Genomic DNA, 26427 nt, shown 5'->3' with positions numbered 1-26427 from the left:
CTTCATCATATGCAGCGGACAAAGGCTTTGACACAGTACGTCTATCGGAGCGGAAAAAGGTGTTAGTGAGATGGCGGGGTTATGTAAAGCGGAAAAGGCCGCATGAGTGGCCTAGACTGAGCTTCTTATGGGATATTGGGCTTGGTCAATTAACTGATCAAGCTTTTGGATTTGTTTGAGCGCGGCCGTGTGATCCATTTGGCGGTAATGATGATGTCCGCCAGGTTCTTCATCGAGTTCGTCCGCTTGTTTCACGATTTGCTGGAGCGTATTCTTGTCCAGTTCGCCTTCAGGCAGATAGGAATCGGTGTGGAGCAGAATCGCCAGCGCAATGTCTTTCGCCGCTTTCGGTTCTTCACCGAGACGGATGAGCAGCTTATGCGCCCGTTCCGCGCCTTTTATGGCATGGATATCGTTTCTTCTGTACTTTTCATAATCCCATTTGCCGTCTGTGTACCATTCGTAATGGCCGACATCATGCAGTAAAGCCGCTTTCGCCGCAAGATCGGGGCTGACACCCGCTTTTACGGCAAGACGGTATGCATGAAACGCGCAGGCAATCGCATGGGCGACACCGGAGCGCTGTAAATACTTTTGTGCGATTGGATGGGTGAAGACATCCATTAACGTTACATTTCTCATGGAAACCCCTCCTTAATTATATTTTTAGAATCCTAACATAAATCGAGAAGAAACTCAATTCATCTGATACATTTCTTATACCCCTTACTTGGTGTTTCATTCATGATATGCCGCCGGGCGCCGAAATGATTGTATAAACAAAAAAAGAGCAGCGTAAAAGCTGCTCTACAAAAACTCTTTGATATCGTATATCCGTCCGTTTTCCGGCTCACCCGCGATCAGTGAGTGAATGACACTGGCGATGTATTCCGGGCTTCTGAGGTTTTTCGTTTCTTTCAGATTGCGGAACCGCTCGATGTCATGGAAATCTTCTTTTGACGAAGAACGGATGACGGCCTGCATGTCTGTATCCATCACTCCCGGCGAGAATGATATCATGCGGACCGGCAGCTCTTCATCTTCCTGTTCGAATCCGAATGTTTTCGTAAACATATCAAGTCCCGCTTTTGAGCTGCAATACGCGCTCCACCCTTTATAGGGATTTTTCGCCGCGCCAGATGTGATGTTGACAATTGTTTTGCTGCCGCTGAACGCTTCGAAACGCTTTGTGAACATTTGGCTGAGCAAAACGGGCGCCGTCAGATTAAGGGTGTAGTGGCGGTTCAATTCTTCCGCGGAAGCCTCTTTCGCCCGCTTGATCGGCTCCACCATTCCGGCATTATTGATCAGTGTGACGGCGGAATACCGCTTCTTCTCAGCTTGATCAAGAATCGCCTTCATCTGCCGCTCTGTATCTGCCAGATCAGTTAAATCAACACTGTATTCTGTCAGTCCCTCACGCTTTTCCCCGCTTATCGTTCTTGAAAGCGCGGCGACTTCGGCTCCTTCTTGCAGCGCCTGTTCCGTCAGCGCCCGTCCCAATCCTTTTGACGCACCTGTTATAAGAAAAAACTGCATGAAACTCCTCCTTTTTTTCTTATTTTACGGGCTGTCTTCCCGCAAACACAAGCGATCCGTTTACCGCTTTGCCTTTTCCTGCGCCGTGACCTTCGGAATCAGATAGATCATTGCGGCGATGCCGAGGAGGATCAAGACGGCATAAATGACAGGCAGCAGAAAGGAAGTCTTTTTCTCATCCGTTTCCATGTCTGCTGAGGTGTGCCGCACGGCAGGCTCGGCAAATGTGATACCCAGTTTTTTCGATTGCGCTTTGATCGTATTCGGCTCCGTTTCTGACGATGTAAACAAATTTGATATCAGTTTTTCATCCGGGTTTTCTGCCGGCTGATCGAACGTGATGTCCTTCTGCTCTTTCGGAAGCGCCGTTTTTTCCTCGGAATAGGCATCGTCATGAAGATAATCCGTACGAATTTCAATGTCCTTCTTTTCATATTCATTCGGCTTGACATCAGTATTGTCCTCATTCGCGGCTGCGGCATGCGGGAGGAAAAGGAAAAAGGAGAGAGCAAGCAGCAAAACTCCTTTTTCCACGATTGTGTTACGCCTCATAAGACTGATCACTTTCCTCCGTTTTTTCCGCAAGCAGCCGAATGATGAGCGGAAGCGCCGCCGCAATCAGCGTAATGATCGCAAGAACCGTTATGCCCATCGCAAACAGATGGCCCGTTCCGTATTGAATATCGATATACACTTTCGATACCGGGCTGTCAAAGCTGAAGTTCGGCATAATCAGGTCGATCAAAGGCGCCACATAAAAGAGAATGAGCGCTGATGAAGCGATCCATCCGGTGAGTGAGCCAAAGACAAAGGCTGCCCGGATGAAAGCTGAACTTGCCGCAAGCAGGAGAATCGTAAAGACTGACCATTTAATCGTCTGATCGTCCGGAAGCGAGTAGATATTCAGACCGAACAGACTGATCATCAGTCCGACCATTATGTTTAAAATCCCAAAGAGCGCGCCTTTGACAAGAAGCGGCGCCTGCTGGTAATACGAGCTGAAATAGCCGATCAGAAGACTGCTGATCAGAACGATTACCAAAATGACGACCGGCGGAACATTCTGAACCCGGTCTTCCGGCACCTCTCCGCTGATTTTAAGCGGATTGGCGAGATAATCGTAAACATATCCGTTTTCCTGTCCGTCAACGAGCGCGTTCCCTAAAATGCCGTACACGTCATTTCTGATCAATTTCGTGGAATCGACGTTTTTGCCCCAGTTGCTGTTCAGGGTGTCCGCTTTATGCTGGACGTCATTTACGCTTTGCTGCATATTGTCGGTATAGCTGATGATGCCGGACTGGCGTTCTGACAGATGGCCCATCGTGTCAGACATTTGCAGCACTTCGCGGCCGACGGTGTCCTGAGCGCCGAGCGCCATCGTTCCGGTTAATCCGTCTCCGCTGAATGCGGCCGCTTCCTGCACAGCGCCTTCAGCCAGCTGATCGGATGCTTTCGCCGCGCTGTCTGAAATGCTGGCGAGCTCATTGAGCACTCCGGCTTGTTCATCTCTGATATACGAGCTGTAGTTATCCGAGAATTCGGTCATGCCTTTAATGAAATTGCTGATGTCTTCATCTGTCTGCATCTTGTTGTTTTTCAAGTTTTCCCAGCTTGCCGTTTCTTCCGGTTTGATGGCGAGAACGGTTTGGACTTCGCCTTGCTGGGCTTTCAGCACCCTGTTTTTTACATCAGGCAGCGAGCCTGCGTCAAGAGAGTGATAGAGTGTTGCCTCATACAAAGATAAATCATTATAGTAACTCATTAAATCGGATATCTCTGTTGTATTGATGTCAGCGGCAAACATCTGTTCAAGAGCAGATTTGCGGCCGCTATCCAATGACGGGTAGTTCAGAATGTTCTGTTCTGTTTTTACAATCATTCTGTAAATGGTATTGAAGTCTTGTTTTCTCTTTTCTTTTGATTCTTCCAGCTGCTCACGTAATTTGTCCGCTCGTTTTTTCGCGTCATCAATTCGGTCTTTAAGGCCTTGGATTTCTTCATCAAGAGCATCGAGACGTTTTTTCAGCTCTTCATTATGAGTCTGCTGTTTCTCTTCCAGCTCTTTTTCAATTTGCTGAATGCGCTCTGCGGCTTGGTTCAGCCTTTCTTTCGCGTCAGAAACTCCCGTGCCGCCGTCTCCTTCAGAATCGTTTGAATCGTCCTCCGGCTCAACAGCAGGCGGAGTGACGTTTTTAGCGGCCGATGCGGTTTGGACGTTTTTTGGCTCTTCGCCGCCAGTGTTATCGGAATCAGGCTGCTGATCTTTTGTGCCGTCTTCCGTTTTTCCGTCTTCTCCGGGAGCCGTTCCGTTATTCGGATCAGTACCTCCGGGTTTTTCACCGTCATCGCCTTGGCCCGGTTTTTCAGGGTCAGGATTTTCTTTTTCCGGTTCTTTTAATCCGTCTGAAATTTGATTGATTTCAGCGGAGATGCGTTTTAATTCGTCACGCTGATCGTCAAGGTCAATTTTCAGATCGCCGGGTTTTTCTTCTTCCGGTTTTTCTTCTTCTTTCGGTTCATCTGAGCCGTCATCCCCCGGATCATTTTCCGGAACGGTTAATGCGTGCCGATCCCTTTTCATCAGGGTTTGGATGCTGTTCAGTGTTTCAAATCTTGCTTGAGCTTTATATTGGGTCAAATAATTGTTCAGTAAATTGGATTGAATATCTGCCATCCCGTGTTCCTGCTCAGGAACCTGCGCTTCTCTCACCTGCTGGGCGGCAGACAGAGCCGCTCCTGTCTGGTCAAGCTGTGTCTTCGCCTGGTTTATGCCTGAAGACAGCCCGTTCATCATGGCGCTGAATTGATTGGCGGCCTGCTGTGCTTTAATGGCGTTCAGGCCGGTTGTGATTTGCTTTTGATTTTGTTCCTGCGCGGCCATCAGCAATTTTTTCTGATTTTCCTGATATTGTTTATAGCGCTCAACCGTATCGGCAAAGTCTTTGAGCGTGTTTTTGGCTTCATCTGCGAAAGTCAATTTTTCTTTGGCCGCGCCTTGTGCTTCATTCATTGATTTTTTCAGTTCGTCAATCAGGTCTTTTTGCCGTTTGATTTCACCCGCCAAGTCATTTGAGCTCGGCTTGTAAAAGTTGTACATGACATTTTGAAATTCTGATTCTTTATTGACGATCTTGTCAAAATCGCCTCTGACATTGTTCACTTTTTGTGAGACGAAATTCCAATACAATGCCGACATTTTTTTATTCATTGATTTTTGGGCGTCTTCAAGCTCACGCTGCACTTTTTCTTTGTTGACGGCGTTCAGGCTGCTTTGAATATTGAATGTCAGCGTGGCTTTTTGCGGACGCTCTTTGTCATAGCTTAAAATGTCTTTTGAAAAATCGGATGGAATGTAAACGACGGCGTCATACTTCTTAGCCGCCAGACCGTTTTCAGCCGCGCTCCTGTTGACAACCGTCCAGGAATAATCCGGACGGCCGCCGAGAGCCGCCGCCACTTCTTTTCCGAAATGGACGGATTCCTGCCCCTCATTTTCACCTGTTTGTAAGCCCATGTCTTCATTCACGACTGCGATTTGGCGGGTGGCATTGATTTTTTGTTTTCCCGGGTCATCGCCGATAAATCGGAAAAACAGCACCGGCAGCACCAGAATGATAACGACCGCGGCTATTAATTTGATCAGGCTTTTTCGTTGTTCTGTCATCTGACGGCCTCCCTTTCCGCTGAACATAGAGGTATTTGGATTTTTTGCTCCTTCCCGTTTTCAACCAAATAGCCGAAGCCCGGCTGAATGTCCGGTTCCTGCCTTTGGTAAGGCAGCGGAATGACGTTTTGTTCGGATTTTTTCACAAGCAGCATCGCGTGGCGGATCTGTTTCATTTCCGTCGTTAAGGAATCATAGCCTTTTGAGAATTCACTGTGATTGCCCGCCGGGATAAAACTGAAGCCGACATGCGCGTAAGATTTCATAAACATCGCCAGCTTGTCCTGAATGGCGGTGTCGATTGTCTGCTGGAATCTTGTAATGCCGTCGGCCATTAACACGATCGGAGAGAAACTGAGTTTGTGCACATCACCATTTTTAACGGCCTGTGCATACTGGGCTTCACGCTCCGTGAATATGGCTTCAGCAGATTCGATCCACTGCTGTATGTCTTCTTTTGTGTCCAGATAACTGACCTTTGTTTCCTGCGCATATTGCGACAATCCGCGGTCAATCGAGTCAAACAGTCCGATCTGTTCCGTTCCTTCACGCAGCAGGTGATTCAGCATGACTTTCAGGATGTTTGTTTTTCCCCGCTGTGTCTGTCCTAAAATGAGGCAATGTTTATATTTACCCAGATCAAAGTACACGGGGCTGACCTTTTCCTCATGCAGCCCGACAGGAATTCGGAACGGTTCCTGACCCGGTTCGAGACGGAGCGAAAATTCGCCGGCCGTCAGCATGTCCGGGAGCATCGGAATCGGTTTTGGACCGGCCGTTCCGGCATGGCGAACAGCTAAAGCTTTGACATCGTCTTTCAGCGCTTGGAACATCTCGAGGTCATTTTCCGCTTCTGCCGGAAGAAACATTTGTGCGAAATACAGTTCTTCTTTTTGGATCATGACGCGGCCCGGAATCGGTTCGAGACTGAACGGCGGACGCCCGTAAATAGAGTATCCTTCTGACTGATCCATTAAATAATGAACGGCTTTCGTTTTTAAATTGTTTAACAGCGACTGGCGGACGGCGTTTACCCTCGTTGCGGTCAGCAGGAAGTAAATGCCTAAACTTTGCCCGTCGCGTGAAATCTGGATGAATTCCGTTTCCAATTCATGCATTTCGTCTTTGACGATATCGAAATTATCAATTGTGATAAATATAAACGGCAGCTCTTCTTCACTGAGCGAATTGTACATTTTAATATGGCTGACTTCTTTTTCTCTGAACAGCCGTTTCCGCCGCTCGATTTCTTCCTTGATGCGGATCATGAATTTTTCAATCTTTCTCATTTGATCCATTAAGAAATAATCTGCGGTGTGCGGAAGCTTTGCCAATGGCAGAAGCGTTCCGTTTCCGAAATCAAAGATATACATGTGAAGCTCTTGTGGCGTGTACCCTTCCGCGAAGTTCATCAGGAACGTGATGGCAGAAACTGACTTGCCGTAGCCCGATGAGCCGAAAATACCGATGTTGCCGTCATCCATCATCGTATAAGCGAGAGGCGCCTGTCTTTGCTGATCAGGCTCATCCACGCAGGCGATGAAGAAGCGGTCTTTATCCTTCGAAGGATAAAGCGTGCGCGGAATACGTTCGGCAAGCGGCGGCAGCCAAGGGCTCGGCAGCTTTTCAATGCTCATTTCTTTTTGAATCCGCTCGATTTCTTCGACTACGGCCTCTATTTCTGCCGGGGCGTCTTTTTTCGCCGCATCATCCGTCTCGACCTCAGACAGCGGAATTAAGCCGGTATCGGTAACGATGGCAATGTCATCCTCGGTGCCGTATACATCTTCCATGTAAGGGGCGCCGCTCCAGGCAGACTGGAACTGCTCATACACTTCATTATTTCCGACTTGCAGATAGCCGCGTCCGGTGACGGTAATATTCGCCGCATCACTGTTTTTCAGGATTTCTTTACTGTCGCTTGCATCCTGCACTTTCAGGGCGACCTTAAAGCGTGAGTTGCTCCATATCTGGTCGTCAATGATGCCGCCCGGCTTTTGCGTGGCGAGGATTAAATGCACACCGAGGCTCCGCCCGATGCGCGCCGCGCTGACAAGCTCCCTGATAAAGTCAGGCTCTTCACTTTTGAGCTCGGCGAATTCATCTGAAATCAAAAACAGGTGCGGCATCGGAATATCCGTTTCTCCCTGTTTATACAGCTTTGTATAGTCATTGATGTGATTGACGCGGTATTGATCAAACAGCCGCTGCCGTTTTTTCAGCTCGCTTTTGATGGAGGCAAGCGCCCTGATACTGAAGTTTCTGCTTCCTTCGATGTTCGTGATGGTTCCGAGAAGGTGCGGCATCTTGCGGAACGGCTGCGCCATTCCTCCGCCCTTATAGTCAATCAGCAAAAACGCCGCTTCATGCGGGTGGAAATGAACGGCCAATGACAGAATATACGTTTGCAGAAATTCACTTTTCCCGGAGCCGGTCGTCCCCGCCAGCAATCCGTGCGGCCCGTGGGCTTTTTCATGCAGGTTTAAATACACGATATCGTCTTTTCCCTTGTAGCCGATCGGAACAGCCAGCGATTTAGCAGACTCACTTGTCTCCCACTTCTGCCTGATGCCGATTTCTTTTACTTCCTTCGCATGAAACAGTTCCAAAAATGAGACCGTTTCAGGAATGGAATTCGTCATCCCGACCTGATGGTGCAATGTCCGAAGCGTCCGGGAAAACCGCTCGTTGTCTGTCCGTTCATGCCTGTCCAGCTTAAACGGGATCTGCACCGCTTTTTTCTTCTGAATGAGAATGTCGCCCTCATCCTCATTAATGTAGCGGACGAGGGTGTGAATGTTTTCTGCCAGGCTTTCCTTCGTTTCCGCGGCGATGATCGCCGAGATGCCGAGATGCTCATGCCGGCCTTCGATATATTCTAAAATGACGTGCTCTGCAATCAGCTGCTGATTTGTGATGACAAAAACAAAATGCGGCTGGAAGATCTTTTTTTCTTTCTCGTCTTCCAAATCCCGTTCCCGCAGCAGCTCATAAATGGACGATAACAATTGATCGCGCGTCTGTTCATTGTAAATAAACCCTTTCGCATACATATGAGGCAGCTGAAATTGCGGCAGCCACTTCATCCATTCCCAATCCTTATATTCCTCTTCATGAAAGATAAAGACAAACCGCAGGTCATGATAGCTGTTGAAGAAAGCGAGCTGGCCGATGAGCTGATGAATTTCATTTTTGACGATCTGGGGTTTCCCGACGAGCCCCATCGGCCCTTCTTGTAAATCAACGGTCACGGGCGCATGGCGGATATCTTTATATACACGCTGCATGTGCTGCGACTGCTCCATCAAATCATCGACATCCCGGTTCGCCAGGTCTCCGCCGCTCATCGAAATCTCGTAGCTTGCCGGAACCGTGCCCGTTCCGAGCCGGAGCATCAGGAAATCCCTGCTTTCCAGCGATTTCTCCCAAATGCGGCCGCTGATTTCAGAGGTTAAATATTTCATTTTTTCAAACGGGGGAAAGTGATGCGTCAGCACTTGCAATTGTTTTTCCGAAAGCGTCTGAAGCTCTTTCCGTTTGTTTTCTAAATACTGCTTGTACACACGCTCCCGCTTTTCCTCCCGTTTTTTTCGCTGCGTTTTTTCTCGGAAATACTGCACGGTGGACGTAATGAGAGTCATCATAAACATCGCCAAAGAGACGAGAATGAAAATACCCCTCGGCTGTATAATGGCGACAACCCCCATTACAATCAGCATGACCACAGGAGGCAGAATGACGAGCCACAGCCCCCGGTTATTCTGTTCGCTTTCCTGCGAAGGGAAACTGAATGACACGCGGTCTTCGGGAAGATCGTAGACCATCCGCGGCGTTCTTCGATATTGCGGGTATTTCTTTTTCATTTCGGTGCTTGGCTTTAACGTTTTGATTAAGCCGCTTTGAAACGGTTCGTGATGAATGACTTCTAAAAGGTCATCCTCGGTCAGCCTCACACGCAGAAAATTCCACAGCAGCTCATCTCCCGTCCGAAGCTTTTCAGGAGCTTTTGTGAGCTCTCCGTTCAGATAAACTTCCCGGCCGCCAGGAACAACAGACCAGCTTCCTCCCGCTTTTCGCAGATAAAAATCGCCTGTTTGAGCGGACGACGGCTCTTTGTATATATCCGCTTCCTCTGTTGCTGATGAGAAAACGATCTCGTCCTTCCCACCGATAAAGTAAACGGAGGATTCTTCCTGATCAGGAGTGAGAAGAAGCCGCAGCGTCTCTTCTTCAATCCGGCAGGGCATTTCATTTCCTATTGTCAATTCGCCGGCACAGTTATTTCCCAGGAAAACTTCGTAATGATCTGTTTCCTTACGATAAAGGGTTGCGGCAGGCTGCCGTAACGGCAGTGTGCCGAACGTGATCGTATCCTTTATTTCCGGGCCGATCGTAATCGGCTGAGACGGCGGGAGTTCAGACAGCTGAATCTTTTGTATGTGCTCCCGGTAAAAGACCCATAACAGACTCATATGGCGAACCTCCTGACTGCCTGATCGTTATTTACGGCCAGTTGATATACGCTGTTATTTTTTTTCATCTTTTTTCTCATCTTTCTTGTCGCTCTCTTTGTTATCCTTTGCTTCGTCCTTTTTGCCGTCTTTATCCTGTCCTGCGGAAGCTTCAGCGGTGTTTTCGTCCGCTTCTTTGTTTTGCTCTTCCTGCTCTTTTTTCGCCTTCTCCAGCTCGCTTTCCACAGCGTCCAGTTCTTTCTGCTTTTCGTCGTCTTTCATACTGTCGTCCGCCAATAATTGCTGCTTATATTTTGTAAGCCCGAGCCATATATACGGATTGTACTCAAGATTGCGGCCGATATTGATGGCTTCTTCATTTTCCCCTCGGCCGATATCAATCCAATAAAGGAAGTGCTTCGGATCAGATTGCAGGGTGACCAGATTTCCGATGTTTTTCCGCTGTTCTTCGCTCAGTTTTTCTACTGCCACATAAGAAGAAGCAAGCTCGTACTGCACCGATTCAGGAAGGCTTTCCGCATCGTATTTAGCGAGTGTGTCAATGACTTTGCTGTACTGCTGATTTAAAAAATAGCGGTTGCTTTCGGTGATTGCCTCTTGCTTCGGCTGGGCGAAAAACAGCACGTACAAGGAATACAGAAGTGCCGGCACAAGGAGGACGGCAAGCGCCAGTCCGGCGTATCTTTGGATTTTCCATTTCTTTTTCGGCAGTTTTATGTATGTCTTGTCCCTTGCTTCGAGGGAATCAATTACGGTTAGAATGGTTTCTTCCAGTTCTTCAAACGTTTTCGCTTCTAACACGCTTTTTACCTCGGGAGAGAATTGAAGTGTCTCCTTGTACTTCAAATATTCTTCGAAGGTGAAAGCCCCGTCAGCCGCAAGCGCCGCACATGCTTTGAGCTCTTTTAACACCCTTTCTCTGTCTTCCTCATAAGGCGGGAGGCTCTCCTTTATGCCGTAATGCAGAAAGTACGGTGTCAGCGCTTTATCAAACACGATATTCTCCGGGGCGGCAATCAGATTGAGCCGTTTCAGCTTATGCTGTTTCACGGCTTGAACGAGACGGTAGGCAAATTGCCACCTGCTTTTTTTATCTTTTCCTTTTATATAGCGGAAAGCCTGGTAAGAAGAAGGGGGTCTGATCGTTATAGTTACTTCGTCTTCTGAGACTGAAACCTCTTTTTGAAAAAAAGGATCAGCCTCTTTAATCACGTTTGCTTCCAGCCCGTCAAGAAGCTTGACTTTTTCCCGTTGGAAGGTGAACGTGAAGCCTGATTCGGTTTCTTCCCGGACGGCGTCCAGTTCTGTTTCTAAATAAGATCTGTTATGACCTGTCATTCCACCATGTCCTCTCATAAAATTTCAAGGCGGTCTCCGTTCGTAATGCCGCAGTCAGATAATTTTTGCTCTCCGGAAAAAACCGTTTCTTTATTGACCACTCTGATCCAATAGCCTTCACGCGGCGGAACGGATACTTGCTGAGCCTGCCGGGCAATATCAATGACTTTTTTCACAGAATGGTAATCTGACAATCTGAGATCGAAGACGCTGCCGTTATAATGTGTTAAATCTATTGTAATATCGATATACATATTCATATCACCCTTACATAGAAAGAGCGCCGTCTTCTTGATTGAATCAGGCGCTCCGTTCTTCATTCATCTTATTATCCGCGAATTTGGTTAGCGATATCTTGGTCAGTAGACTCAAGCGTATTTGCCGTTTGATCGAGCTGATGATTCACATCTTGAAGCAATTCAGACATTTTAATAAATGAAGGTTTCAGCTGCTCATATTGATCCGCGAATGCTTCACTTGAAGCACCTTCCCACATGCCTTTCAAATCAGAAATCATGCGGTTCAGGCGGTCAACCTGATTCATGACTTCCTGACTTTCAACGCCATATTGCTTAGCCATCGCTCTTAGCTCTTCGGGTGTGACACGAATTAATCCAGACATATTCCTTATACCCTCCTGTGTCATCAGCCTAAATATGGGCTAATTCACTTATTTTTTGAACGTCATTATTATAAAAACAACAATTCGGCACAGTCAAACAAATCTGTTTTAATTTTACAAAATGAGTCTTATGATATATTGGATTTTTCGTTATATTTACACATTTTGTAAATATAATAGTATGATTATCTTATTCTTTTCCATTTTTTCAAATGATCCTATTTTCCTACTCCGCTTCCGTTCAAAGATGCCTTTCAGTCTGAAAAACAAGATGGTAAGATCAAGATATGAAGCTATGAAAAAGTAGGGATACAGATGACCAATCCAAAAGATCCATTTAAGTACAGTTTCGACAGGCTTGAAGATGTAGCCGACCATATCAGCGAGGTCCTTCAATGCCCCATTACAATAGAAGACGTTAATCATAAACTGCTTGCATACAGCACGCACAGCGATTGTACAGATCCGGCCCGGACGTCGACGATTATCGGGCGGAGGGTGCCTGAAAAAGTCATCAACAAACTGTGGAAAGACGGAACCATTCCGGCCCTTTTAAAAACGGACCAGCCGATCAAAGTGAAAGAAATTGACGAGGTCGGCCTGAGCAACCGCGTGGCGATTTCCATCTGGAAAAACAGTCAGGTACTTGGATTTATTTGGGCGCTTGAAATCAAAAAAAAGCTCAATGACGAGGATCTGAAGACGCTTCAGCTGGCAGCCAAAGCAGTGCGGAACAAGCTTTTGCACCTGCAGATCCGCAAAACGAAAATCGAAGAGCGGGGCCAGGAGTTTTTTTGGAAAATGCTGACCGGCCATATTTATCAGGAAGCCGAGATGGCCGAAGGATTTCATAAGCTCGGAATGGCGCTGCCGTCCGTATTCAGCGTCATGATCATCCGTTTGCATGAGGAGCTGACTGAAAAGACGGAACAGCAGCTGCAATATTTGCAAGAAACGACACAGCAGATACATGTCATGCTGGCGACTGTCGATTCAAATGAATTAATCCTACTAGCTGCGCCGAAAACTGATCAGCCTTTTAAAGATTTAAAGCATTTCGCCCTCCATGTTCAAAAACAGCTGAAAGAACGATATAAAATTGAGGATGCGTCGATTGCTTTCGGCGGTATTTACGAATCGATTTCTTACGTTTACCGCTCCTATCAGGAAGCGCTCTCCGTATTAAAAGCGAAAGAACGGTTTGTGAGAGAGACCAAACACCTTTTCAGTTTTTCTGAACTCGGCATTTATCAGTACCTTGATGTGTTGGATGAAAAACGCAAGCACAGCGGCTATATGAACTATTCCCTGTCAAAGCTTGAGCAGTATGATAGGGAGCACCAAGCCGATATGGTAAAAACGCTCGAACATTTTATTGATGCCGACAGCAACGTCAACACCGCCGCTAAAGCGCTTAACATCCATGTCAATACATTGAATTACAGGCTGAAAAGAATCAGCCAGATCGCAGAAATCGACTTAAAAAACGTGAATGAAAAGTTTACGATTTACCTTGATATCAAGCTTCGCAACATGGGTTCGTGAAATTTCACAAATCCGTGTTTTTTTATTTTCTGTTTCAAACAAAGAATTTTCGCAAAAATCACGCTACACTTGAAGCATCACACAAACATTGGGGGAAACAGACATGATTATCGGGGTTCCAAAAGAAATCAAAAACAATGAAAATCGAGTGGCATTAACACCTGGAGGCGTTTCACAGCTTATCGGAAACGGCCATCGGGTTCTTGTGGAATCCGGAGCGGGACTCGGAAGCGGTTTTACTAATGAAGATTATGTATCTGCAGGCGCGGAAATTCTGGAAGACAGAAAGCAAGTATGGGATGCGGAAATGGTCATGAAGGTAAAAGAACCGCTGGCTGAGGAGTATGCGTATTTCCGTCAAGGCCTGATCTTATTCACTTACCTTCATTTAGCCGCAGAGCCGGAATTAGCTAAAGCGCTTACAGAAAAAGGCGTGACAGCTATTGCGTACGAAACGGTAACGGACGGACGTTCACTTCCGCTGCTTACGCCGATGTCTGAAGTGGCCGGAAGAATGGCCGCTCAGATCGGTGCTCAGTTCCTTGAAAAACCAAAGGGCGGAAAAGGAATTTTATTAGCCGGCGTACCGGGGGTATCCCGCGGGAAAGTCACGATCATCGGAGGGGGCGGCGTCGGAACAAATGCCGCGAAAATGGCTGTCGGACTCGGTGCCGATGTGACGATGATCGATTTGAACGCAGACCGCCTGCGTCAGCTTGATGATATTTTCGGGCATCAGATTAAAACACTGATCTCAAACCCTGTAAATATTGCAGACTCTGTCGCGGAAGCTGATCTTCTGATCTGCGCCGTACTCATCCCGGGAGCCAAAGCGCCGACTCTCGTTACCGAAGAAATGGTCAAACAGATGAAACCGGGTTCCGTCATTGTTGATGTTGCCATTGATCAGGGCGGCATTGTGGAAACCGTTGATCATATTACAACACACGATAATCCGACTTACGAAAAACACGGCGTCGTTCATTACGCTGTCGCCAATATGCCGGGCGCCGTACCGCGTACATCTACGCTCGCATTAACGAATGTGACCGTTCCTTATGCGCTTGAAATCGCCAATAAAGGCGCGGCGAAAGCCATTGCCGAGAGCCCGGCGCTTAAAGCGGGGCTGAATACGGCTAACGGACATGTCACGTATGAAGCGGTAGCCAAAGACTTAGGCTATGACTACGTACCTGCTGAAAAAGCGATACAAGGTTCAGCTGCAAAAGCTTAATAGATATGAAGAGGACAGCCTGATCAGCGGGCTGTCCTTTTTTCTTTCTCATAAAAGGAAAAACGGACACCCGTCTCGAATATCAATTCATATCCCGGAAGAAAAAGGAGGATTCATATGGCTGTTCAGCACTATGGTGTATTAAAAGGCACTGTGTTAGATATGAGAAGGGAAACAGATGATGATTCTCCGCATTTTCAAGTCGAGGTGCTAGGCGAGCCTGATACGCACTATCGCTGTGCGATCAATGTCATGTCAAGTTCAAAAGAATCAGAGGTTCTGTATGCGGCGCGCGATCATTTTGACGCAAGCGCGATCACCCTGCTGCCGAACATACCGTATGGGTACACCCCAATTGATGAAACGAGCCGTGAGCTGGCGCTGGATTATGTCCGCGGCGGATTGTTTGATCCCCGGAACATGGTGCCGCTCCCGCATGAAGTCACCGGGCCTGATAATGACTTAAATGATTTTATTGAGACGTATATGCAAAAAGCAAAATCGGAAAAAGCCGCCGTCTATATTTACGGCTCTAAATTCGGACCGGAGCCGGGCGCTGATAAGATTTTCGGATTCAAACCGACAAACGGCATGCATAATATTCATATGAATCAGGGAAATCCAATTGACACACGCTGGAAGAAGGATAACGGAACGTGGCACGACGGCGGTATTTTAATCCAGTTTGCAGACCAGTGGGCCGCGGTCTTTTTGGCTTTTCTGTCTCAGTCATGGTGCACGAATGAAGAAGGACACCCTTATACATTTTGTGATCATACACAGCTTAACAGCTGATATCCGTATAAAAAGCCTGCCGAAATAGCGGCAGGCTTTAATTTATTACATCTTAGCGGCTTCGGCCTGTTTCAGGCTTTCCGGCCTCATATCACGCCAGTTTGTTTCAATATATTCGAGACAAATGGAGCGGTTTTCATTCGTCAGGCGGGTTTCCCAGCCGTCCGGCACATCCAGATAGGCCGGCCACAGTGAGTACTGGCCTTCAGCATTGACCAGGACATGATATAAGCTGTCTTCCCGTTCAAATGGATTTGTCATAGCAGATTGATCCTTTCTTTACCGGACTGTACGCCGTCCGTTTAATTTCTCTGCCAGAATCGCGCCGATGTCGGCAAGCGGTCCCGGCTGGCACATATCCTTATGGCGGCAGTCTAAATCATACCGCTCGATTTTTCCCGTAATATACGGTTTCCAAGTATCCGGCTCAATCGGGTCAAACCATTCCGGGATAACCGTGGATCTGAAGAACAGAACATCTCCATGGAACGGCTTCGGCTTGTACTTCCCTAACAGCCCGACAGAATTGACGTATGTGTCTTTCAGATTCATCATCACTGACTCGTCCAGACTGGCTAATGCGCTTCCCTCACGGCGGAGAATGGTCAGCGCGGTGTCAAAATCAAGCGGCTGATCCCCGAGGCTGTCCGGGTCGTACCCTCCCAGGGCAAGCAGCGCAATGACGGCTTCCTCGTCATCAGGCGCATTTTTTATCGGCAGAAAATGATTCGGGTACGCGTCAAGCATCACCAAAAGCGAAACCTCTTCGCCCCGGCTCTGTAATTGTGTCGCCATGGCCTGAATGACATTTCCCCCGAGAGACCAGCCGAGCAGACGGTACGGCCCTTTCGGCTGCACGGTGCGGATCTTTTCAATATAATCCGCCGCCATGTCATCAAGGCTTTCGGGAAGCGGTTCTTTTTTTCCGATGCCTCTCGCCTGTAAACCGTATATCGGATAATCGGCTTCTAAAGAAGACATCAGCCCGGCATAACACCAGCTGAGACCGCCGGCAGGATGGACACAAAACAGCGGTGTTTCTTCCCCGGCTGTTCTGAGCGGCAGAAGAACATCAAGCGCGCTTGTCCCTGTGCCCGTCTCAAGCCTTTCAGCAAGACTTGCAACCGTAGGAGCTTCGAATAATGTTCCGATACTGAGCTCGGCTCCCATCGCTTCCCGAATACGGCTCATTAAATGGACCGCAAGCAAAGAATGGCCGCCTAAATCAAAGAATCTGTCATCAATACCGACACGCGGCAGGTGCAGCACCTCTGCGAACAGCTCACACAGCATTTCTTCCTGAGGTGTTCTCGGTCCCCGGCCGGAGACCTCCATTTGGAAGTCAGGCGCAGGGAGCGCTTTTCGGTCAAGCTTTCCATTCGGTGTCAGCGGCAGTTCATCCATTTGGACAAAAGCAGACGGAACCATATAATCCGGCAGGCTTTCTCCGGCAAACCGGCGAATCTCTCCCGTATCTAAGCTGCTGTCAGAGCGGACAAGGTAAGCGGCGATCCGTTTGTCTCCCGGCCGGTCTTCACGGACGACTGCAGCCGCGTCCTCAACTCCCGGATGTTTGACGAGAACCGCCTCGATTTCTCCCAGTTCAATCCGGAATCCGCGGATTTTTATCTGGTGATCCGCCCTTCCCATATAATCAAGAGAACCGTCCGTCCGCAGGCGGGCTAAGTCCCCCGTCCGGTACATTCTCGTTCCCGGCGGGCCGTACGGATCAGCCACAAAGCGTTCCGCGGTCAGGCTTTGCCGCCCTAAGTAACCGCGTGCCACACCTTCCCCTGCAACATACATTTCGCCTGTGATGCCCGGAGGCACAGGCTCAAGCCGGTCATCAAGCACATATACGTTCAGATCAGGAATGCCGCAGCCGATGAGGCTGTTTGCCTTCAGTTCCGCAATGTTTTTATCTAATTCAAGATAACTGACGTGCACCGTCGTTTCCGTAATGCCGTACATATTTATGAGCACCGGCTTATCATCCGGATGGCGGCTGTACCAATCTTCAAGCCGGCCCAGCTCAAGCGCCTCGCCGCCGAAGATGATATATCTGAGTGCAAGCTGCCGCCCCAGTTCTTCGTTTTCTTTTTCCGCATGCATCAGCTGGTAAAACGCTGACGGCGTTTGGTTAAGCACGGTCACCCGCTCTTTCACAAGAAGATCCAGAAACGCTTCCGGCGATCTGCTGATGTCATGCGGCACGACGACGAGACGTCCGCCATGAAGCAAAGGCCCCCACATTTCCCAGACAGAGAAATCGAATGCGTAAGAGTGAAACATCGTCCATACATCATCAGAATTAAAGCGGTACCAGTGCTGTGTCGACTCAAACAGCCGGATGACATTGCTGTGCGGGATGATGACTCCTTTCGGCACACCGGTCGATCCCGACGTGTAAATGACGTAAGCCGGATGAAGCGGTGACAGCGGACAAGTCCTGTCTGCGTCAGTCGGATTCGTGACGGCATATTGCTCAAGTGTTTCTTTTTTCTGCGGGTCATCCAAAATGAAGGACGGCATACCGCTTTCGGCAGGAAACTTACTTGCGCCTTCACGATTGGTAAGCATAAATACAGGCTTGGCATCCTGTAACATAAAAGCGATGCGGTCCGACGGATAATCGGGATCAAGCGGCAAATACGCAGCTCCCGTTTTCAGGACGGCTAACAGCCCGACAATCGTATCTAATGAGCGCGGCAGGGCCAGCGCGACAAACTGCTCCGGGCCGACGCCGCGGGCGATCATCATATGTGCGAGCTGATTGGCTTTTTGATTCAGCTCTTTATAAGTGAGCCGGCTCTCTTTATATACGGCCGCCGTTTCATCCGGTTTTTTTTCGGCGGCCTGTCTTTCAAACAGTTCAGGTAATGTCTTTCGAGGCTGAGTGTGCTGTTTATTCCGTTTAATCGGCAATAGCTTTCGGCGCTCTTCATCAGAAAGAATCGTTAAGCTTCCGATCGGCTTTTCCGGATGCGATGCGGCATCTTCGAGCAGAAGAAGCAAACGTCCTGCAAGTGCTTCAGCCGTTTCTTGTTTGAATAGGTCCGTGCTGAATTCCAAAAGACCTTCAATACCGGCAGGCGTGCCGTCGTCATGGCGCTGTTCAGCCAATTCCAGCGTCAAATCAAATTTGGACGCTCCGACGCTGCTGATTTGCAGGCTTGTTTCCATGTCCGGAAGGCTGAGTACAGGATCAGGCGTATTTTGGAATGCGAGCATCACTTGGAACAGCGGATGTCTTGACCGGGAACGAACCGGGTTCAATTCCTCCACGAGACGTTCAAACGGCACGTCCTGATGTTCATATGCGGCGAGATTTATCGTCCGGACCCTTTCAAGAAGCTCACAAAAGCTTGGATCACCTGAGGTATCGGTTCTCAGCACGAGAGTATTAATGAACATACCCACAAGGTCGCCCAATGTGTCATCACTGCGGCCGGCTATCGGGCTGCCGATCGGAATATCGGTTCCGGCCCCAAGCCGGGTCAGCAGTGCGGAAAGCCCTGACTGAAGCACCATAAACAGGCTGACGCGCTGATTTCTGGCAAGTGAGAGAAGACGGGTATGAAGCTCTTGGCCGATTTTGACCGGAATGACGCCGCCTCTGTAGCTTGATTCGGCGGGTCGCGGAAAATCAGACGGCAGCTCCAGCTGATCCGGTACATTTTCAAGTGTTTTCTTCCAGAAATTCAACTGGCGCGCTATTAAGCTCTCAGAATCAGATACGCTTCCTAAAAGCTGCTGCTGCCAAAGCGCATAATCCGCATATTGAACCGCTAGCGGCGGCCATTCTGCTTTTTTGCCTGTTTGGCGGGCGATATAGGCTGCGGATAAGTCACGCATGAGCGGATTCAAGGACCAGCCGTCACCTGCGATGTGATGCAGAAGAACCATCAGCGCATATTCGCCGTCGCCAAGATCAAACAGCTCAGCCCGTACGGCCGGCTCTTTTGCGAGATCAAACCGGTAGCGTGCCGCAGCGGCAAGCATGTCTTGAAGTTCGTTTTCGTCTGCATGTGTCACTGTAAACACGGGACAGGCTTCTTCAGCAGGCAAAATAAGCTGATGAGACGAGCCCTTATTTTCCGGAAAAACGGTGCGCAGGCTTTCATGGCGGCTGACAACATCGTAAAGGGCGTGTTTCAGCGCTGTTTGGTTAAGCTTTCCTGACATACGGACAATCACCGGAATGTTGTAAGTCGGGCTCGGACCTTCAAGGCAGTAGAGAAACCACAGACGCAGCTGCGCGAATGACAGCGGGATATGCTGCGGACGGGCAAACGGCTTAAGCTTTGGCCGCGCGTTCTTTGCAGTGTCCAGCTGTGCGGCGAGCCCTGCAACCGTCGGCGTATCAAACAGACGGCCGATGCCTAGCTCTGCGCCCATCGTCTCCCGGATCCGGCTCATCAGGCGTCCCGCTAAGAGTGAATGGCCGCCCAGTTCAAAGAATCCGTCATCAATTCCGACCCGTGCAAGACCGAGAACCTCGGCAAACAGCTCGCATAATATTTCTTCCTGCGGCGTCCGCGGCCCTCTGTCACTCAGGACAGCGGAAAAATCAGGGGCAGGCAGGGCATTGCGATCGAGCTTCTTATTCGGTGTCAGCGGCAGTTCCTCCAGCTGTACAAATGCGCCCGGCACCATATAATCCGGCAGGCTTTCGCCCATATATGCACGAAGGCCGCCGATATCAAGGGGGTGATCCGCGACAGCATAAGCCGCCAGCCGCTTGTCTCCCGGCTGATCTTCACGGACAATGACAGCGGCCTGCAAAATACCCGGATAGTTCGACAGCACCGTCTCAATTTCCCCTAATTCTATCCTGAATCCGCGGATTTTAATTTGATGATCGGCTCTGCTGATATAATCAAGTGAACCGTCCTCACGCCAGCGCACGAGATCGCCCGTCCGGTACATTCTCGCACCTGCGGGGCCGTACGGGTCGGCAATGAATCTTTCCGCTGTTAAATCAGGCCTGTTAAAATAGCCTCTGGCAAGCCCCTCGCCCGCGATATAAAGCTCACCCGCAACTCCCGGCGGGACGGGCTGCAATGCGGCATCCAGCACATATACCCGCGTGTTCCAAATCGGCTTTCCGATCGGGGGCGTCCCTGTATAGTCTTTTGCAAGCGGCTGTGCGGCCGACCAGATTGTTGTTTCAGTCGGCCCGTACAGATTCGTCACCGTACAGCCTAATTCAAGCAATGCATGCATTAACGCTTTCGGGAGCGCCTCACCTCCGACAAGCACCTGCAGCGACCGAAGTGAATCCGGTTCATTTATGACTAATGAATGCCATAATGTCGGCGTTGCCTGCATGATTGAAATACCGTATGAGTGAATCATGTGCGCAAGCGCCTGCGGCTCCTGAATCGTCTCTTTTCGGGCGATGACGCACCCCGCCCCGCTGATGAGCGGAAGGAAGAGCTCAAGTCCTGAAATATCAAACGCCGCAGTCGTAACGGCGAGCAGGCGGTCTTGTCCGCCGAGCGGAAACATTTCCCGCATGGATAAGAGAAAATTGCTTACGCTTTTTAATGTGACGACAACGCCTTTCGGTCTGCCCGTTGAGCCCGAAGTATAAATGATATAAGCAGGGTTTAAAGGTGAACATTCCGCCTGAGCAGGACCGTCAGCATTTTGACCGGCAATGTTTTTTACCGTATCCGGGTCATCGAGAATGATCCTTTTTGCATCAATGTCTTCCGGCATGCGGCCCGATAATTCCATCGTTGTAATCAGACATGCAGGCTGTGCATCTTTGAGCATGTATGTGATCCGCTCAGAAGGAAAATCAGGATCAAGCGGCAGGTACGCGGCTCCTGTTTTCAAAACAGCCAGCATGCTCACGGCTAAATCCTGTGACCGCGGAAGCAGTAAAGCGGCAAATTGTTCCGGCCCGAGCCCTTTCTGCTTTAACATGGCGGCAAGCTGGTTTGCGCGCTTGTTCAATTCGGCATAGGTGAGCTCTTCGTTTTCCGTGATGATTGCCGGGCGGTGCGGTGTTTTTACGGCCTGGTCGTAAAACAGCTCCGGAAGACTTTTCTGCCTTTCAGATTTGCACGTGTCATTCCAGCTTTTCAGCACGCGGAGACGTTCGCTTTCAAGCAGAAGATTGAGTGTGCCGATTTTTTGTGTCTGGTCTTTCACAGCTGATTCCAGCAGCAGCAGGAAGCGTTTTTGATGGCTTTCAATATCTTCGGCGCTGTACACTTCCGGATTCGCATCAAAGTCCACACGCAATCCGCTGCCGTCGGCTCTGTCGTAAACGTTAATTGACAAATCATCAACAGGTCCTGCTGATAAGTTATGAACGGTCCCCCGCGCTCCGGCGAAATCAAGCGCGTAATCAAACGGCATCACATTGACTTGCGGACCGAACAGCCTGCGGTTTTCTCCTAATAATTTAAGATCGCGGCGCAGGTCTTCATGGCGATATTTCTGATGACGCCGGATGCTTCGGATTTCTTTTGCCACTTGGCTGACCGCCTCGTGAAAATGCATATCCGGGCGGAGAGAAAGCCGCAAAGGCAGCAGATTCATCACCATACTCGGAATATTCAGTGAAATCGAGCCGATCCGTCCCATCATCGGCAAACCGAGAACGATATCCCCGGCGCTTGTCATCCGATGAACATATACAGCTACCGCGGCCGTGACCGCCTCATGCCAGTTCGGAATCGCTTTCACATGCTGTAAAGCCGTTTCAGAAAGATAAGCCGTGCTCCTGTGAAAGCTTGTTGACGTTCTCGGCGCTCTTTCCGCCAAGCTGACGACATCAGGTTTATCTGCAAATTTCTCCATCCAAAATTCCCGATCTTTCAGGAATTGATCAGACGCGCGGTACTCATGATCTTCTTTTACCAGATCCTCCAAAGAACCGAAGGAGCGCCCGTTATCCAGACGTCCCTCCCGCATTGCAGTGTACATTTGCGCCGTACGCCGTGCCAGCAGTGAAAAACCGTAGCCGTCTATCGCGATGTGGTGAATGCGCTGATACCAGAAAAAACGTTCCGGTCCGGCTTGGAATAAAATGTCGCGGTACAAGGGCCCGGCCGCCATATCAACGGGCTCAGCCAAATCAGTCTGCATGATTCTGAGTGCGGTCTGCTTCGGATCAGCCGCTGCGCTCACATCTATGACATCAATCGCGGCCTCACAAGAAGGAGCGATCGTCTGTCTCGGTCCGTCTGTTCCCTCTGTGAAGCGGGCGTGTAATGACGCGGCTTCGGTCAGCACACGTTCAAGAGCCGTTTTAAATATGTTCACATCGAGCGCGCCATTTATCTCAACATACTCGCCTGTATTGTAAATCGGATTATCAGGATCAAGCTGCTGCGCAAACCAGATACCGGCCTGTGCGCCTGTCAGAGGCAGCTGTTGTGTATCATGCATTCTATTCTCTCCCTTATAAATAATCTGCATTCGGCAAGACTTTTTGAGATCGGGAAGAAAGCAGTCTCCACCACTCTTCAAGCGTCGGATTCTCCGCCAGTTCCACAAACGTCACTTCAGCTCCGTCACGGCGCCATTGTTCGACAAGGCTCATGATTCTGACGGAGTCAAGGCCTCTGTCCAGCAGGTCTTCCTGATCCGGAATATCGGACGGGGATTCTTGAAGAATCGCCGCAATTTGCTCCCGAACCCGTTCTTTTGTCAATGCGGCGGGAGTCTTCTCTTTTCCGTCAGAAACCGGCGAGCCGCCCAGCACTTCCAGCACTTCGTTTGTCAAAGCTGTGTAAGCGCAGCGCTGGGACGCATATTCGATGGCCATCTTATGTTTTTCTGAAGAAAAGTCAGCTACGGCGTCTCCGATAAAGAAGCTTTGAATATCATCCATAAAAGCTTCACAGGCTGTGACGAGGCAGCCGATGTGTGCGTAAATTCCCGTAATAATGAGCTGATCTCTGCCCTTTTCACGCATGATATCAAGGAGATTCGTCCGTTTAAACGCACTGTATCTCCACTTTGTGAGGACAATGTCCTGATCTTCGGGGGCAAGCTCCGGAATGACCTTTTCTTCATAAGGACCGCTTTTAAGTCCCGGCCCCCAAAAATCCGTCAGCAGGGCGCGGTCTGCCGGGTCTTGGCTGCCCGGCTGCGCGGTGTACACCACCGGAATGCCGAGCGCTTTGCATTGCTCTTTTATTTTCTTGATATTCTGAGCCGCCTCCGTGATCGGAGCCTTCCCTTTCTCAAAAGCATCGACGAAATAATTCTGCATGTCATGGATCAGAAGCACCGCGCGTTTCGGGTTCAGCGTCCACGATACTTTATTTTCAGGCATATCTGACGCTGTCGGCAGCGCATATGCGGGAATAGCCGGTATAGCCAATATAAACACTTCCTTTTTATGATTGTTTGATTTCAGCAGGCTTCAATTTTTGGGCGATCGTTTCGCGAAGGTCCTTTTTGCTGACCTTGCCGACGCCGGTTTTTGGGAAAGAAGCGATAAATTCAACCCGGTCGGGAATTTTATATGCCGCCAGCCCGCGGTCCCGTAAAAACGCTTTCAGCTCTCCCGGTTTCGGCGCTTCTCCTTTCGGAATGACGAACACACAGGACCGCTCTCCGAGAAAATCATCCGGCATTGAAACCATGGCCGCATCATGAACAGCAGGATGAGCCAGAAGGTGATTTTCCACCTCTTCAGCGGCAATCTTTTCGCCGCCCCGGTTGATTTGATCTTTCGCGCGTCCTTCGACGACGATATAACCGTCCGCCGTCAGTTTGACGAGATCGCCGGTCTGATAAAAGCCGTCATCTGTGAATGATCTTTTATTATGTTCAGGCGCTTTATAATATCCGCGAATCGTGTAAGGGCCGCGTGTAAACAAATGTCCGGTTTCTCCGGGAGCCACGTCCCGTCCGTCATCATCTAAAACCCGCACCTCATCAAATGGTGACATCGGTCTGCCTTGCGTATTGACAATGATCTCCTCGGGATCATCCAGTCTCGTATAATTCACCAATCCTTCCGCCATTCCGAAAACCTGCTGAAGAGTGCATCCGAAAGCGTTTTTCACACGGCGGGCCGCTTCAGCGCTGAATTTGGCGCCTCCAACTTGAAGCACTTGAAGGCTTGATAAATCATCACGTCGCGAAGCGGATGCTTCCATCCACACCATCGCAAGCGGCGGGACGAGCGCTGTAATCGTGACACGCTCTTTTTCAATTAACGGGAAGCAGTCATCCGGACTCGGCGCGGGTGACAGAACAACCCGGCCCCCGGCATATAAAGTTCCCAGCACACCGGGTGAGCTGAGCGGATAATTATGCGCTGTCGGCAAAGCGGCTAAATAAACGCTGTGATGATCCAAGCCGCATATTTCCGCACTGAGGCGCAGACTGTATATGTAATCATCGTGTGTCCTCGGAATCAGCTTGGACAGCCCCGTACTGCCTCCTGAAAGCTGTAAAAAGGCGACTTCCGACGGGCTGACGTCTTCCAGCTGGACGGGCTCTCTATGCAGGCTGCTCAGTTCCTGAAATTCCTCAGCGTCGCCGGCCACAATGACATGCGCCAAAGCCGGAAGTTTGTCTTTCACCTGTCTGGCAAGCGCTCTGTAATCAAAGCCTGAATGCGTATCAGGAATGATGTATGCTTTCGCCTCCGCAAACTCGCAGAAATACGTAATCTCACTGCTTCTGTGAGAAGGCAGCGCGAAGACGGGCAGCGCCCCGAGCCGGAACAGCGCAAAAATCACTTCAAAAAACTCAGCGATATTCGGCAGCTGAACGACAACGCGGTCTTCCTTTTGAATTCCGAGCTTGTGCAGTCCCGCCGCCAAACGGTCGGCCCTTTCATCCAATTCTTTGTAGGTCCAATGTACACCTTTACACGTCACGGCAGTTTGATCTCCGTATAAAGCCGCGCGCTCTTTCAGCATCCCTCCGAAAGTTTCACCCTTCCAGCAGCCGTCTTTGCGGTATTTGTCAGCCCATTCTTCCGGCCATGGCGTAAATCCAGTCAGCACGATCTGTTTCCTCCTTTTTTACATCTCATCTTGATAAAGCCCCATCGCCCGGAGCATGGTGCGGAATTTCGCAGATGTCTCGTCCAATTCGTCCTGCGGCTTTGATCCGGCGACAATCCCGGCACCCGCAAAGAGCCGGAGAGACCTTGTTTCCGCTTCGGCGCAGCGAAGTGCGATAATCCATTCTCCGTCACCTTCAGCATCACACCAGCCCGCCATTCCCGTGTAGAAATTGCGGTCAAACGGCTCAATATTTTGAATCGCTTCTCTCGCCGCATCCGTCGGCGTTCCGCATACAGCCGGCGTCGGATGAAGAGCGATGGCCAGCTCAAGCGATGTAGTTGAGGGATCACTAAGCTCTCCCTTCACCTCGGTGGACAAGTGCCACATCGCCTCAGTTTTAATGAGTGACGGTTTTTCCGGCACATCAAGCACACGGCAGAATGGTTTAAGTGCGGCGGCAACTGCGGCAACGACTACGGCATGTTCATGCAGGTCTTTAGCTGATTGCAGGAGTTCCTCCGCTCTTCTCTGATCCTCTTCGGGATCTGTGCTTCGCGGTCTAGAACCTGCCAGCGGATTGGACAGAATCGATGTTCCGTTTTTCGACAGAAGCAGTTCAGGACTCGCGCCAAAAAGCGTTTTTCTTGTTTCTGACGTTCCCGTCACATCTGCAGCGAATGTATAGCCGCGCGGGTTGTGCTGCGCCAAATGCTTGACGGCCTGGGGAATGTCGATATCTCTTTCAGCGGTCAGATGCAGCGTCCTTGACAGTACAATCTTGCTGAGCGGACCGTCCGTAATGTTTAAAACGCCTTGTTCCACACCGCTCATAAAGTCCTCAGGGTCAGGAACGGGCCGGATGTCATATGTATTCGCTTGGGGTTTTTCTGCGGAAGCTTCCGTAAACGAAAGCGGCCCTGCCGTTAGGACGGCTTTCGGTACAAAAAGCCGCGAAGCTTTTCTCCCGTCAAACGGAATGGCGCCGGCCGCAATCGGATGTTTGATGCCGGCTTGCTTTGCCTCAAGAAGCGTCTGTCTCACACGTTCAGGCAGTGAGTCCAGCTGATTCTCCGCGTCTGCATCCGGCACTTTTGCAAACACACATTCTGCAAGGAGCGTACTTTTCGGGGAAGCTAAAAAGAACGCTCCGGGCTTGTAAGCGTCCAGCACCTCTTTTGCAGACACTTCCGTCAATAAATGTTGATTTGTCATGATTGTCCCTC

Annotated in this window: 16 protein-coding genes; 3 read left to right on the top strand and 13 right to left on the bottom strand. The window is 49.7% G+C overall.

The window, feature by feature from the left end; all coding sequences use genetic code 11:
• Positions 1-111: 111 nt before the first annotated feature.
• The 8 genes from Y79_RS0113180 to Y79_RS0113145 form a co-directional block, all read right to left on the bottom strand.
• Positions 112-642: an HD domain-containing protein gene (locus Y79_RS0113180; protein WP_007613450.1), complete on the bottom strand. Its 531-nt coding sequence runs from the start codon at positions 640-642 to the stop codon at positions 112-114.
• Between the two features lie 165 nt (positions 643-807).
• A complete protein-coding gene (locus Y79_RS0113175; RefSeq protein ID WP_016938106.1) occupies positions 808-1539 on the bottom strand; it encodes a (S)-benzoin forming benzil reductase in 732 nt (243 codons plus the stop codon).
• A 60-nt stretch (positions 1540-1599) separates the two neighbouring features.
• On the bottom strand, positions 1600-2073 hold the full coding sequence (gene essA / locus Y79_RS0113170; protein ID WP_029575318.1) for a type VII secretion protein EssA: 474 nt from the start codon (positions 2071-2073) through the stop codon (positions 1600-1602).
• A 7-nt stretch (positions 2074-2080) separates the two neighbouring features.
• A complete protein-coding gene (gene esaA / locus Y79_RS0113165) occupies positions 2081-5206 on the bottom strand; it encodes a type VII secretion protein EsaA (RefSeq protein WP_016938104.1) in 3126 nt (1041 codons plus the stop codon).
• The gene (gene essC, locus Y79_RS0113160) at positions 5203-9678 is read right to left on the bottom strand and encodes a type VII secretion protein EssC (RefSeq protein WP_016938103.1); all 4476 of its coding nucleotides are present in this window, start codon (positions 9676-9678) and stop codon (positions 5203-5205) included. Before essC ends, esaA begins: the two co-directional genes overlap by 4 nt.
• 54 nt (positions 9679-9732) lie before the next feature.
• Complete coding sequence (gene essB, locus Y79_RS0113155) at positions 9733-11016, bottom strand: type VII secretion protein EssB (RefSeq protein WP_016938102.1); 1284 nt, start codon at positions 11014-11016, stop codon at positions 9733-9735.
• A 14-nt stretch (positions 11017-11030) separates the two neighbouring features.
• Positions 11031-11270 (bottom strand): ESX secretion system protein YukD, encoded by a 240-nt coding sequence (yukD, locus tag Y79_RS0113150; RefSeq protein ID WP_016938101.1) that lies wholly within the window; start codon positions 11268-11270, stop codon positions 11031-11033.
• A gap of 74 nt (positions 11271-11344) precedes the next feature.
• On the bottom strand, positions 11345-11638 hold the full coding sequence (locus tag Y79_RS0113145; RefSeq protein ID WP_003152013.1) for a WXG100 family type VII secretion target: 294 nt from the start codon (positions 11636-11638) through the stop codon (positions 11345-11347).
• A gap of 315 nt (positions 11639-11953) precedes the next feature.
• On the opposite strand from Y79_RS0113145, the gene Y79_RS0113140 reads away from it, so the two are divergent.
• From Y79_RS0113140 to Y79_RS0113130, 3 genes are all read left to right on the top strand, one after another.
• Positions 11954-13183 carry a PucR family transcriptional regulator gene (locus Y79_RS0113140; protein WP_016938100.1) on the top strand — a complete coding sequence of 410 codons (1230 nt, stop codon included), beginning with the start codon at positions 11954-11956 and terminating at the stop codon, positions 13181-13183.
• A gap of 103 nt (positions 13184-13286) precedes the next feature.
• Positions 13287-14417 (top strand): alanine dehydrogenase, encoded by a 1131-nt coding sequence (gene ald, locus Y79_RS0113135; RefSeq protein WP_016938099.1) that lies wholly within the window; start codon positions 13287-13289, stop codon positions 14415-14417.
• 117 nt (positions 14418-14534) lie between these two features.
• On the top strand, positions 14535-15212 hold the full coding sequence (locus Y79_RS0113130) for a YukJ family protein (protein ID WP_016938098.1): 678 nt from the start codon (positions 14535-14537) through the stop codon (positions 15210-15212).
• A gap of 45 nt (positions 15213-15257) precedes the next feature.
• On the opposite strand, the gene Y79_RS0113125 is transcribed toward Y79_RS0113130, so the two are convergent.
• The 5 genes from Y79_RS0113125 to dhbC are packed head-to-tail and all read right to left on the bottom strand — an operon-like array spanning position 15258 to position 26416.
• Positions 15258-15473, bottom strand: a complete 216-nt coding sequence (locus Y79_RS0113125) for an MbtH family protein (RefSeq protein ID WP_016938097.1) — start codon at positions 15471-15473, stop codon at positions 15258-15260.
• 18 nt (positions 15474-15491) lie between these two features.
• Entirely contained in the window at positions 15492-22619 is a 7128-nt protein-coding gene (locus Y79_RS0113120; RefSeq protein WP_016938096.1) for an amino acid adenylation domain-containing protein, read from the bottom strand.
• A gap of 13 nt (positions 22620-22632) precedes the next feature.
• The gene (locus Y79_RS0113115; RefSeq protein WP_016938095.1) at positions 22633-23559 is read right to left on the bottom strand and encodes an isochorismatase; all 927 of its coding nucleotides are present in this window, start codon (positions 23557-23559) and stop codon (positions 22633-22635) included.
• 16 nt (positions 23560-23575) lie between these two features.
• Positions 23576-25201 (bottom strand): (2,3-dihydroxybenzoyl)adenylate synthase, encoded by a 1626-nt coding sequence (locus Y79_RS0113110; protein WP_016938094.1) that lies wholly within the window; start codon positions 25199-25201, stop codon positions 23576-23578.
• A gap of 18 nt (positions 25202-25219) precedes the next feature.
• Entirely contained in the window at positions 25220-26416 is a 1197-nt protein-coding gene (gene dhbC / locus Y79_RS0113105) for an isochorismate synthase DhbC (RefSeq protein ID WP_016938093.1), read from the bottom strand.
• Between the last annotated feature and the right edge of the window lie 11 nt (positions 26417-26427).

Origin of the sequence: Bacillus siamensis KCTC 13613 (genome assembly GCF_000262045.1) — a bacterium.
Lineage (GTDB): Bacteria > Bacillota > Bacilli > Bacillales > Bacillaceae > Bacillus > Bacillus siamensis.
Note: the sequence above shows the minus strand (reverse complement) of the source record. Positions and strands in the feature narration are given on the sequence as shown.

Excerpts from the sequence above, each read along its gene's own strand:
- Y79_RS0113175 (WP_016938106.1), bottom strand. The coding sequence starts at position 1,539 with ATGCAGTTTTTTCTTATAACAGGTGCGTCAAAAGGATTGGGACGGGCG.
- esaA (WP_016938104.1), bottom strand. The coding sequence starts at position 5,206 with ATGACAGAACAACGAAAAAGCCTGATCAAATTAATAGCCGCGGTCGTT.
- essB (WP_016938102.1), bottom strand. The coding sequence starts at position 11,016 with ATGACAGGTCATAACAGATCTTATTTAGAAACAGAACTGGACGCCGTC.
- Y79_RS0113180 (WP_007613450.1), bottom strand. The coding sequence starts at position 642 with ATGAGAAATGTAACGTTAATGGATGTCTTCACCCATCCAATCGCACAA.
- Y79_RS0113125 (WP_016938097.1), bottom strand. The coding sequence starts at position 15,473 with ATGACAAATCCATTTGAACGGGAAGACAGCTTATATCATGTCCTGGTC.
- yukD (WP_016938101.1), bottom strand. The coding sequence starts at position 11,270 with ATGTATATCGATATTACAATAGATTTAACACATTATAACGGCAGCGTC.
- Y79_RS0113140 (WP_016938100.1), top strand. The coding sequence starts at position 11,954 with ATGACCAATCCAAAAGATCCATTTAAGTACAGTTTCGACAGGCTTGAA.
- Y79_RS0113120 (WP_016938096.1), bottom strand. The coding sequence starts at position 22,619 with ATGCATGATACACAACAGCTGCCTCTGACAGGCGCACAGGCCGGTATC.
- essC (WP_016938103.1), bottom strand. The coding sequence starts at position 9,678 with ATGAGTCTGTTATGGGTCTTTTACCGGGAGCACATACAAAAGATTCAG.
- ald (WP_016938099.1), top strand. The coding sequence starts at position 13,287 with ATGATTATCGGGGTTCCAAAAGAAATCAAAAACAATGAAAATCGAGTG.
- Y79_RS0113130 (WP_016938098.1), top strand. The coding sequence starts at position 14,535 with ATGGCTGTTCAGCACTATGGTGTATTAAAAGGCACTGTGTTAGATATG.
- Y79_RS0113145 (WP_003152013.1), bottom strand. The coding sequence starts at position 11,638 with ATGTCTGGATTAATTCGTGTCACACCCGAAGAGCTAAGAGCGATGGCT.
- dhbC (WP_016938093.1), bottom strand. The coding sequence starts at position 26,416 with ATGACAAATCAACATTTATTGACGGAAGTGTCTGCAAAAGAGGTGCTG.